The 9,532-nt window shown below is 74.2% G+C and carries 9 protein-coding genes and 1 pseudogene; 8 read left to right on the forward strand and 2 right to left on the reverse strand.

Translation table 11 applies throughout. From position 1 onward, the window contains the following. Positions 1-3: 3 nt before the first annotated feature. The 3 genes from ACH4C6_RS11050 to ACH4C6_RS11060 all read left to right on the forward strand — a co-directional run bounded on the left by ACH4C6_RS11050 (position 4) and on the right by ACH4C6_RS11060 (position 3,538). Positions 4-525 (forward strand): DUF3291 domain-containing protein, encoded by a 522-nt coding sequence (locus tag ACH4C6_RS11050; RefSeq protein WP_398108269.1) that lies wholly within the window; start codon positions 4-6, stop codon positions 523-525. Between the two features lie 71 nt (positions 526-596). Next, positions 597-1,556 (forward strand): threonine/serine dehydratase, encoded by a 960-nt coding sequence (locus ACH4C6_RS11055; protein ID WP_398108270.1) that lies wholly within the window; start codon positions 597-599, stop codon positions 1,554-1,556. Positions 1,557-1,888: 332 nt separating this feature from the next. Next, on the forward strand, positions 1,889-3,538 hold the full coding sequence (locus ACH4C6_RS11060; RefSeq protein WP_398108271.1) for a protein kinase: 1,650 nt from the start codon (positions 1,889-1,891) through the stop codon (positions 3,536-3,538). Here the strand turns inward: ACH4C6_RS11060 and ACH4C6_RS11065 are convergent. Further along, positions 3,530-4,969 (reverse strand): serine hydrolase domain-containing protein, encoded by a 1,440-nt coding sequence (locus ACH4C6_RS11065; protein WP_398108272.1) that lies wholly within the window; start codon positions 4,967-4,969, stop codon positions 3,530-3,532. The two genes, ACH4C6_RS11060 and ACH4C6_RS11065, sit on opposite strands and share 9 nt — an antisense overlap. A gap of 73 nt (positions 4,970-5,042) precedes the next feature. Between ACH4C6_RS11065 and ACH4C6_RS11070 the strand changes: the two genes are divergently transcribed. From ACH4C6_RS11070 to ACH4C6_RS11085, 4 genes and pseudogenes are all read left to right on the forward strand, one after another. After that, positions 5,043-6,014, forward strand: coding sequence for an LLM class F420-dependent oxidoreductase (locus tag ACH4C6_RS11070; RefSeq protein WP_398108273.1), 972 nt, complete (start codon positions 5,043-5,045; stop codon positions 6,012-6,014). 141 nt (positions 6,015-6,155) lie between these two features. After that, positions 6,156-7,196, forward strand: coding sequence for a hypothetical protein (locus tag ACH4C6_RS11075; RefSeq protein ID WP_398108274.1), 1,041 nt, complete (start codon positions 6,156-6,158; stop codon positions 7,194-7,196). A gap of 60 nt (positions 7,197-7,256) precedes the next feature. After that, positions 7,257-7,682: an SsgA family sporulation/cell division regulator gene (locus ACH4C6_RS11080; protein WP_398108275.1), complete on the forward strand. Its 426-nt coding sequence runs from the start codon at positions 7,257-7,259 to the stop codon at positions 7,680-7,682. Positions 7,683-7,808: 126 nt separating this feature from the next. Continuing rightward, positions 7,809-8,312 (forward strand): annotated as a pseudogene (locus ACH4C6_RS11085) (DUF2238 domain-containing protein); the annotation flags it as partial. Positions 8,313-8,444: 132 nt separating this feature from the next. Here ACH4C6_RS11085 and ACH4C6_RS11090 read toward each other — a convergent pair. Further along, positions 8,445-8,870, reverse strand: a complete 426-nt coding sequence (locus tag ACH4C6_RS11090; RefSeq protein WP_398108704.1) for a DUF6328 family protein — start codon at positions 8,868-8,870, stop codon at positions 8,445-8,447. Between the two features lie 216 nt (positions 8,871-9,086). On the opposite strand from ACH4C6_RS11090, the gene ACH4C6_RS11095 reads away from it, so the two are divergent. Further along, positions 9,087-9,431, forward strand: coding sequence for a hypothetical protein (locus ACH4C6_RS11095; RefSeq protein WP_398108276.1), 345 nt, complete (start codon positions 9,087-9,089; stop codon positions 9,429-9,431). Positions 9,432-9,532 lie beyond the last annotated feature (101 nt).

The raw sequence follows: 9,532 nt of genomic DNA on the forward strand, positions 1-9,532 counted from the left end.
CGCATGCCCACGCTCGCTCTGTACACGTTCGGCGTCCTGACGTCTCCCCTCGCCGACCCCGGACCGCGCATGCGCGCGTTCTACGACCGGGGCGAGGCCGTGTACCGGACGATCGGCCGGCACCCCGGATACATCTCCCGCGCCGAACCGGCGGGCGGCGACCGGGGCCTGCTCTTCGAGGCGGACTGGGGCGCGTGGGGGCGCTTCGCCGCACCGAGCTGGTACGTCAAGGGCCGGACGGCGGAGACGACCGCGCTGGCCGCGACCCTCTCGCTCTGGAGCGGCCTGCGCCACGCCTTCGACGCCGTCTACGGCGGTCTGCACCGGGAGGCCCTGAGCAGACGCCACGACTGGTTCGAGCGGACAGGACACCCGAGTCACGTGCTGTGGTGGGTCGCCGACGGCGTGACGCCCACCTGGCAGGAGGGGGTGGCCAAGCTGGAACACCTCCACGACCACGGCTGCGCACCGCACGCCTTCACGTTCCACCGCTCGTTCACCCCGCAGGGCACTCCGGTCGATTGACCCGGCACCCCTTCCCGGGTCAGGGTGCGTCACGGCGCTCACTCGCAACCCGCGCCGGAAGGATGGCTGCCGTGATCGGCATCCCGGAGTTGGAAGCCGCGGCCGACCGGATCGCCGGGCACGTCGTGCACACACCGACCGTGGACAGCCCAGGGCTGTCGGCGCTGCTCGGTGCCCCGGTCACCGCGAAGCTGGAACTGCTCCAGCGCACCGGCTCGTTCAAGGCGCGCGGCGCCGCCGCGAAACTGCTGTCGCTGAGCGAGGCCGAACGGGCCGCCGGGGTGGTGGCGGTCAGCGGCGGCAACCACGGGATCGCGCTCGCGGTCATGGCCGCCGCCCTGCACGTGAAGGCCACCGTGGTGATGCCCCGCTCGGCGCCCGCCCGCGCCGTGCAGGTGGCGGAGGAGGCCGGGGCGTCGGTGCGGCTGACCGACGACATGGCCGGCGCGTTCGCCCTCATGACCCGGTTGCAGCAGGAGGGACTGACGCTCGTCCACCCCTTCGACGACCCGGTGGTGCTGGCCGGCCAGGGCACGGTGGGCCTGGAGTTCGCCGCCGACGCCGGCGACCTCACCGACGTCCTCGTCAGCGTCGGGGGCGGGGCGCTGATCTCCGGCGTAGCCGCCGCGTTGCGGGCGCGCAGGCCCGGCGTGCGGGTGTGGGGCGTGGAGACCGAGGGCGCGCAGGCGATGTCCGAGGCCCTGAAGGCGGGCGGTCCGCTGCCCGTCGCCCTGTCCTCGATCGTCTCCACGCTCAGCGCCCCTGCCGTGTCGCAGCTGACGTACGACCATGTCTCCGCCCTGGTCACCGAGGTGCTGGTGGTGCCGGACCGGGAGGCGGTGCGGGGGGTGCTGGAGCTGGCCGACCACGCCAAGGTGTGGGCCGAACCGGCGGCCGGCTGCCTGCTGCCCGCCGCGCGGCAGGTCCTCGACCGGGTGGGCGACGGCGCGCGGCTGGGGCTGGTGGTGTGCGGGGGCAACGCGACCACGCGGGACGTGATCACCTGGTCGGAGCGCTTCGGGCTGCGCTGAGACCCGCTCCGGGCCGCTGTTTCTGCCGCCGAATTCGGCGGCAGAAACAGCGGCCCGGGCCAGGAAAGCTCGGCATTTACCGGCGGTTACCGGAGGCCGGAGGTGTTTCGGTGAATCCGGTGACGCGGGGAGGAAATCCGGGCGCCGGTCAAGGTCCGCCGTCGCCCGAGGTGGGCCGCCCGGAAGCGGCGAAGACGGCCTTCTCTCGTACACCTGCTCGGATGAATTGAACAAAGGACAGGAATGGGCCCGGAGTTGCGATCGGATTGAACACCGGCGGCCCCGCTCGCCGTACCCCTGAAAAAGGGTGAGAGCCAGGTTTCCAGCGAGGGATGGCCATGGGCAGGGCGCACGTCTCCACACACCAGTTGGTCGCCGGCCGCTACCGGCTGCTCGAGATCGTCCAGCGCGAGACCAACCGCATCTGCTGGTACGCCGAGGACCTGGGCGCCGGGGAGATCTCCCGCCCCTGCCTGGTCACCCGGACCGGGCTCCCGCCGGGGGCGCCGGAGGACGAACGCCGGGCCGCCGCACGCCTGTTGCGCACCTCGGAGGCCATGGCGCTGCTGTGCCCGGGCCGGATCGCCGCGGTCGTCGACGCCGTCGAGGAACCCGGCACCCTGTGGACGGTCAACGAGTGGATCGACGGCACGCCCCTCGCCGAACTCCTGGCCGAGCAGGGCACGTTCAACTACGTGCGCGCCGCCCGCATCGCACTGGGCCTGCTCGACGTGCTGGACGCCGCGCACACCGAGGGCATCACCCACGGGGAACTCAGCCCCGGGCAGGTCTTCGTCCGGGAGGACCAGACGGTCGTGGTCACCGGCTACGGACTGGCCGGCGCGACCCTCGCCCCCCGGCTGACGGCCCCCGCCTACGCCTCCCCCGAGCAGGCCCGCGACCAGCGCATCGGCCCCGCCGCCGATCTGTGGACGCTCGGGGCGCTGCTGTACACGATGGTCGAGGGGCGCCCGCCGTTCCGGGACCGGGGACGCCCGGAGACCACCCTGAAGGCCGTGGACCGGCTGCCGTTGCGCACCCCGGTGCGCGCGGGCCCGCTCACCCAGGTCGTACAGGGGCTGCTGCGCAAGGACTCGCGTGAGCGGCTGAACCGCACGGTGGTCCGCGAGGCGCTGACCCGCGCGCTCAGCGGCGCCGGCGAGGCGGCCGCGACCGCCGTACCGGCTCCCCGGCTGCGCGGGGTGTACGCCGCCGTGCGGCCCGGCGGCCCGGCCTGGCACCGACGGACCATGGTCGCGGGTACCGCCCTCGCTCTGGTCACGGTCACGGTCGCCGTACTGGCCGTGACCCAGGGCCTGCCCGGCGGCGATCCGGGCGGGGACGCGGCCGACGCACCCGCCCCGCCCCCGGCGTCGGCCGCGACGCCGGGCGACGGCACCGGTCCGGACAGCCCCGCCCCGTCCGGTCCGCCCGCTCCGACACGGGCCCCCTCCCCCGCCCCCGGCGCGACGTCCCCGCCGTCCGCACCCCCGCCGTCCGCTCCCGCCACGGCCCTGCCGCCCGGTTTCCAGCGCTACCGGGCGCCGGAGGGCTTCTCCGTCGCGCTCCCCGAGGACTTCGAGCGGCTGGACACCGACCGCCAGGGCGACCTGGCGTACCGGGTGGTCTTCGGCGCCGACGGCGACGAGCGCACCCTCGCCGTCACCTACAGCGCCCGCGTCGGTCCCGACCCGGTGGCGGTGTGGCGGGACGACGTCGAACCGGACCTGCGGCGCTACGGCGGCTACCGCAGGATCGGCGGGATCCGCGCGACCACCTACCAGGGTCGGGAGGCCGCCGACATGGAGTGGACGGCGGACACCGGCGGCACCCGGGTCCACACCTTCGGCCGCGGCTTCCTGCTGGGCGGCGGCGAGGGCTTCTCGCTGCGCTGGACGACACCGGACGCCGACTGGCGGGACCGGCCGAACCAGGAGGCGCTGCGCACCTTCCTGAGGACGTTCCGCCCGGGGTCAGTGTGAGCCGCGCGGCGCCCGCAGGGAGGTGAGCGGTCCCGGGTGGAGCGGTTGCGTGTGCCAGCGCGCGGTGACCGTCCCGTCGGCCGGGGAGCAGGTCACCGCCAGACGGTGCGGGGTCTCCAGGAACAGCACCTCGACCGCGAGCACGCCGGTGTCGCTCCAGCCGCCGCTGACGGCCGTAGGGACGGGCGCCTCGGCGACGGTCCACCCCGGTGCCCCGATCCGCAGGTCCAGCCGGTCGTCGCGGTCGCGGCCCGTGAGGGACAGCGTCCAGCCCCGCTCGTCCCGCGCCGCCGAGGCCGCCCGGACCGGCCCGGACCCGTCGGCAGCGCGGAACCGCGCGGTGTCCCGGTCCCCGGCCGGTCCCGGTGGTGCGCTCCCGGCCGGGGCGGGCGGCAGCGCGAGGCCGGCGAGGCGTTCGCTCAGCTCCGCGTCGGCGGCCTCGCGGCCGGGCAGCGGCTCGGGGCCGAAGGCGGGCAGCAGGTGCTTCCAGACGAGGTCGAGGTACTGCTGCATCTGCTCGGTGGCGGACGTCGCGGCGATCACGGCGTCCTGCTCGGGCAGGACCAGGCAGAACTGGCCGTACGCGCCGTCGCCCCGGTAGCCGTGCCGGGAGGTCCAGAACTGGTAGCCGTAGCCCCGGTCCCAGTCGTCGCGGTCCGCCGTCCCCATGGTCCCGGCGGTCGGGGTCCGCGGACAGGCCGCCCGGGCGGCCCATCCTTCCGGCAGCAGCCGCTCACCGTCCCAGAGGCCGTCGCGCAGGTACAGCTCCCCGAGCCGGGCGACGGCCTCGGTCGTGGCGTGCAGGCCGCTGAAGCCGATCTCCCGTCCGGTGCGGTCCCGCCGCCACACGGCCTCTCCCACGCCGAGCGGGTCCAGCAGGCGGGGCCGCAGGTACGCGGTGAGCGGCTGCCCGGTCACCCGCTGCACGAGGGCGGCCAGCGTGTAGGTGGCGGGCTGGTTGTAGGCGAAGACCGTGCCCGGGTCGGCGTCCGGAGGCACCAGCAGGAACCCGCGCACGGGCTCGGCGGGGTCCCGCGCGTACGCCTCGTGCAGCGTCTCGTGGTCGTGGCCGCTCGCCATGGACGCCACGTGCCTCACGAGGACGGCCCGGCTGCGCGGGTCGGTGATGTCCGCCTCGAACTCGGGGAAGTAGGAGATCACCGGGGCGTCGAAGTCGAGCAGGCCCTCGGCCTCGGCCAGGGCGGCGGCGGTCCCGGTGAAGCTCTTGCTGAGCGAGTACAGCAGCTGGGGGCGGGCCGGGGTGTACGGCGCCCACCAGCCGGCGGCCACCACATGGCCGTGGCGCACGATCATCAGGCTGTGCGGCTCGATCTCGGGGGCGGCCTCGAGGGCGTCGAGGAAGGCGTGGACACCGCAGGCGTCGACGCCCTGGGCCGCCGGGCCGGAGGGGGACAGCGGGACAGGACTCATGGGGGCCATCCTGCCCGCGCCCCGCGGTCCTGATCGGCCGTTTTCCCGGCCGCTGTCAGGGGACCCGGAGGACATGGTGCAAATCGGATACACGATGATGACCGAGCAGGCCGGCCCCCGCGACCTCGTGGACCACGTGGTGCGCGCCGAGGAGGCGGGCTTCGACTTCTCGGTGACCTCGGACCACTACTTCCCCTGGCTGCGCTCCCAGGGCCACTCGCCCTACGCGTGGGCCGTGCTCGGAGCGGCCGCCCAGGCCACCTCGCGTATTCCGCTGATGACGTACGTGACGTGCCCGACGTTCCGCTACCACCCGGCGGTGGTGGCGCAGAAGGCGGCCACGGTGCAGTTGCTCTCGGAGGGCCGGTTCCGGCTGGGACTGGGCTCGGGCGAGAACCTCAACGAGCACGTGGTGGGCGGCGGCTGGCCCTCCGTCGACGTGCGGCACGAGATGTTCGAGGAGGCCGTGGAGATCATCCGCGCCCTCTTCCAGGGCGGCCACGTCAACCACCGCGGCACGCACTTCGACGTGGAGTCCGCGCGTCTGTGGGACCTGCCGGAGGAGGCGCCGCCCATCGGCATCGCCGTCTCGGGCGAGCGGTCGTGCGAACTCGCGGGCCGGCTCGGCGACCTGGTCATCGCCACCGAGCCCAAGGCGGGCCTGCTGGAGGCGTTCGACCGGCACGGCGGCGAGGGCAAGCCGCGCGTGGGGCAGCTGCCCGTCTGCTACGACCCGGACCGGGACGCGGCCGTCAAGCGCGCCCACTCCCAGTTCCGCTGGTTCGGCAGCGGCTGGAAGGTCAACGCGGAACTGCCCCACCCGGACTCCTTCGAGGCGGCGACCCAGTTCGTCACCCCGGACGACGTGGCCGAGTCCATCCCGTGCGGCGACGACCCGGAGGCGTTCGTCGAGGCCGTCCGTCCCTACGTGGAGGCCGGGTTCACCGAGGTCGCCCTGGTCCAGATCGGCGGCGAGTCGCAGCCGGCGTACCTGGACTGGTCGGAGAAGACCCTTCTGCCGGCGCTGCGCGACGCGTTCGCCTGAGGTCACGCGCCGGCGCCTGTCCGCGCACGGGGAGGCGCCCTCCGCCTCGGAGGGCGCCTCCCCGTGCGCGCACCCGGCAGCCGCGGCGGGTGCCGATAGGCTTCCGTCCGCATGCGAGCCCCCCACCCAGGAGAGTCGTCCGTGACCGTCGCCCTCACCCCGCCCGAGACCTCGCCCGCCTCCCCCGGGCCCGTGTCCGACCTCGTCGCCCGCGACGCGCGCGAGTTCGGCGCCTACGCCCGGACCGGGGGGTGGGCCTTCGGGCTGAAGGTGGCGCGCAGCGTGCGGCCCGGCGGGGAGGCGGCGGGCGAGACGCCGAAGGTTCCGGCGAAGGAGTTCGCCGAGCTGGCCGGGTGCTCCCCGGAGCGGGTCATGCGGTACTACAGGGCGTGGGACCGGGCGGCCGACGACGGCCTGGTGCCGCACTTCGAGGCCCTGACGCCCGGTGCGGAGGTCGAGCTTCCCGACGCGGACGTGTGGCCGGACTACTACGTCTCCCGCAGCAGCGCCGGCTCCCCGCGCGGCACCGCCATCACGGAGGCCGCCGCGGCGGAGGGCATCCGGCCCACGAAGGCCCTGGAGGTCGCGGAGAACCCCACCGCGCTGCGCGCGGCGATCCTCGCCGACCCCTCCACCGCCCGCGCGGCCCGCCAGGCCCTGCTGGACCGTGTCCGTGAAGACCCGGAACTGCAGTCCGAGCTGGCCCGGGACGTGGTGCGCACCGATGAGCTGAAGAAGGCCGTCGCCGGGGAGAGCAGGGCGGCCGACCGCATCGGCTACGTGCGCCAGATCGCCGAGTCGGGGCAGATCAGGACACCCGCCGGCCAGACGGTGGAGGCGCCCGCCGAACTGCGCCAGGAGGCCGAGCGGCATCTGTCGCTCATCGACGAGCTGGACGAGGACGAGGACGCCGGCGAGTGGGCCGCGGAGGCCTACGGCACCATGAAGTCCCTGGTCGTCGAGGCCGTGGAGGCCGACCCCGGGCTGCGGGTCCAGGAGCGGCGCACCAGGTTCTACAGCAGCCTGGAGAAGGCGACCAAGGTGTTCGAGGAGCTCACCTTCGACGACGCCGGCGAGTTCTACGAGGACGACATGGTGCAGCGGCTGGAGGAGCTCCAGCGGGCCGTTGCCGTATGCATCGACTCGCTGCGCGGTGCGCGCGGGAATCACCCGTTGAGCTGAGCATCACTGCGGAATCGGGGGTACAAGAGGGCTCTACATCGGTTTTCCGGAGGCCCTCTCGTGAACTCGTTCGTCCACAAGACCGTGGTGGTGCAGCTGCAGGCGGGTGACACGGACCGCTTCTCCGTGCTCGCCCACCTCGGCTACGACGCGGCGGACCCGTTCGCCGTGACCGTCGTCTTCAGCCACGACGGCCGGGTCCTGGCCCGGTGGCAGCTGGACCGGGAGATGCTCGGGGAGGCGCTGCGGCGCCCGGTGGGGATCGGCGACGTGCGCATGCGCCCCGAGTCGCGGGGCATGTGGCGCGAGCTGCGCATGGAGTTCCTCGGTGACGTCCGGCCCGACGGCGGCCGTCACCACGCGATCGTGTTCGCCTGGGCCCCGGCCCTGGCGGCGTTCCTGCGGGAGACGCACGAACTGGTCCCGCCGGGCCACGAGGAGGTCTGCATCGACGACTTCCTGGCGGACATCCTCGCGGGGAGCTGAACGGCGGTCGGCCGGGCCGGGGCCGGGTTGACCCGGGTGAACGACCGGTGCCGGGCTGAGTAGCCGTACTCATGGCACCGCGCACCCGGCGCCGGGACGATGGGCTGCCACGAGAGGAGCCCGCCCATGTCCGCCCTGTCCGAGGTGCGTTCGCGTCCACGCCCGTCGCTGCCCGCCGCGCTCGCCGTGGGCGTGGTCGCGGTGCTGGCGCTGTCCGCCTGGAACCCGCACGACCGCACGACCTGGTTCCTGGAGACCGTGTGGGTCGTCGTCGGCCTGCCGCTGCTGGTGTTGGTGTGGCGGCGCTTCCCGCTCACGCCTCTGCTGTGCTGCCTGCTCGCCGTCCACGCGGTGGTGCTGATGGTCGGCGGCCACTACACGTACGCCGAGGTCCCGCTCGGCGACTGGGTCAGGGACGCCTTCGGGCTGGACCGCAACCCGTACGACCGGCTGGGCCATCTGATGCAGGGCTTCGTCCCGGCCGTGCTGGTGCGGGAGCTGCTGGTGCGCACCTCCCCGCTGCGGGGCAGCCGCTGGCTGGCGCCGCTCACGGTGTGCGCGTGCCTGGCCTTCAGCGCTGTCTTCGAGATGCTGGAATGGGCGGCCGCGGTGGCCGGCGGGCATGCGGCGGACGCCTTCCTGGCGACCCAGGGCGATGTGTGGGACACCCAGTGGGACATGTTCTGCGCGCTGATCGGCGCGACCGCCTCCCTGCTGCTGCTCGGCCGGGTGCACGACCGGCAGCTCGCGGCGCGGTGGCCGTCACCGGGCGGTGTAGCGGTGCCGGGTCCACAGCGGCAGGACGAACCAGCACAGCAGGTACCAGCCGACCACCCCGGCGACCAGGTAGGGCACGAAGCCGTTGTGCGTCGCCACGCGCAGGATGAGCAGCAGTGAGGCGGTCGTCGTGGCGAGCAGCAGCAGCAGGCCGAGCAGGGTCAGCCGGGAGGCCACCCGTACGGCCTGGGCCTTGATGCGCCGCCCGGCGACCAGGCGGTGCAGGGACACCGGCCCGATGAGCGCCCCGGTGGCGCAGGCGCCGAGGACGACCGTGACCAGGTAGATCGTCTGGTCGGTGGCGGACAGGTCGTCGTACTTGTCGGTGAAGACCACGGTGAGCAGGAAGCCGAACAGGATCTGCACGCCCATCTGCGCGACGCGGACCTCCTGGATGAGCTCCTGCCACATCCGGTCGGCGCGCTCCTCCTCGGTCTCGTTGCGCCCGCGGCGCGGGGCTACGCCCTCGGACGTCTCCGGCACGGTTCCTCCCGGTGGTCGACGCGGCCTTCCCTCCCCGTGTGCCCCGTAACGCGCCGTCGTCCCCGGTCGGCACCGGTTTGAACCACCGGTGGACGGTTACACGGACGGCTCGAACGCAGCACATCCCGAGGAGGTCGTGGACGCATGTCCGGTACGCAGCTCACCGTGACGCTCAGCGGCGGAGGCGCCGACGACGCGCGCACGGTCGTCCGGGCCCTGGAGGGCACCTTCGGGGCGCCCGACGAACGCCCGGCAGACGGCAACGCGACGGTGCACACGGCGACCTTCGACGGCGAGACGGACGCGGGCGCCGCCGGCGGCGGCGAGGACGCGGGACGTCTGTCCGCGCCGGTCACCGTCACCGTGCAGGGCAGCCCCGAGGCCGTGCGCCGGGCGAGCGAGACGCTCACCCGGGCCTTCACGGCCCGCGACGAGGGTGCCTCCTCCGGCGACCAGGAGCAGGAGAGGCAGCTGCACCTGGAGCCGTGACAGCGGGCTTGACGGGGCGGCCGGGCCGCCATGCTGCCCGGCCGCCCCCGCGGCGCGACCAGCGGGGTTCGCCCTGGGCCCTGAGGCGCCGGGGGGACAGG

Source organism: Streptomyces sp. NPDC017943, assembly GCF_044328425.1.
Lineage (GTDB): Bacteria > Actinomycetota > Actinomycetes > Streptomycetales > Streptomycetaceae > Streptomyces > Streptomyces djakartensis_A.

Coding starts and splice junctions, on each gene's coding strand:
- ACH4C6_RS11050 (WP_398108269.1), top strand. CDS start 4: ATGCCCACGCTCGCTCTGTACACGTTCGGCGTCCTGACGTCTCCCCTC.
- ACH4C6_RS11060 (WP_398108271.1), top strand. CDS start 1,889: ATGGCCATGGGCAGGGCGCACGTCTCCACACACCAGTTGGTCGCCGGC.
- ACH4C6_RS11065 (WP_398108272.1), bottom strand. CDS start 4,969: ATGAGTCCTGTCCCGCTGTCCCCCTCCGGCCCGGCGGCCCAGGGCGTC.
- ACH4C6_RS11070 (WP_398108273.1), top strand. CDS start 5,043: ATGGTGCAAATCGGATACACGATGATGACCGAGCAGGCCGGCCCCCGC.
- ACH4C6_RS11090 (WP_398108704.1), bottom strand. CDS start 8,870: ATGTGGCAGGAGCTCATCCAGGAGGTCCGCGTCGCGCAGATGGGCGTG.
- ACH4C6_RS11095 (WP_398108276.1), top strand. CDS start 9,087: ATGTCCGGTACGCAGCTCACCGTGACGCTCAGCGGCGGAGGCGCCGAC.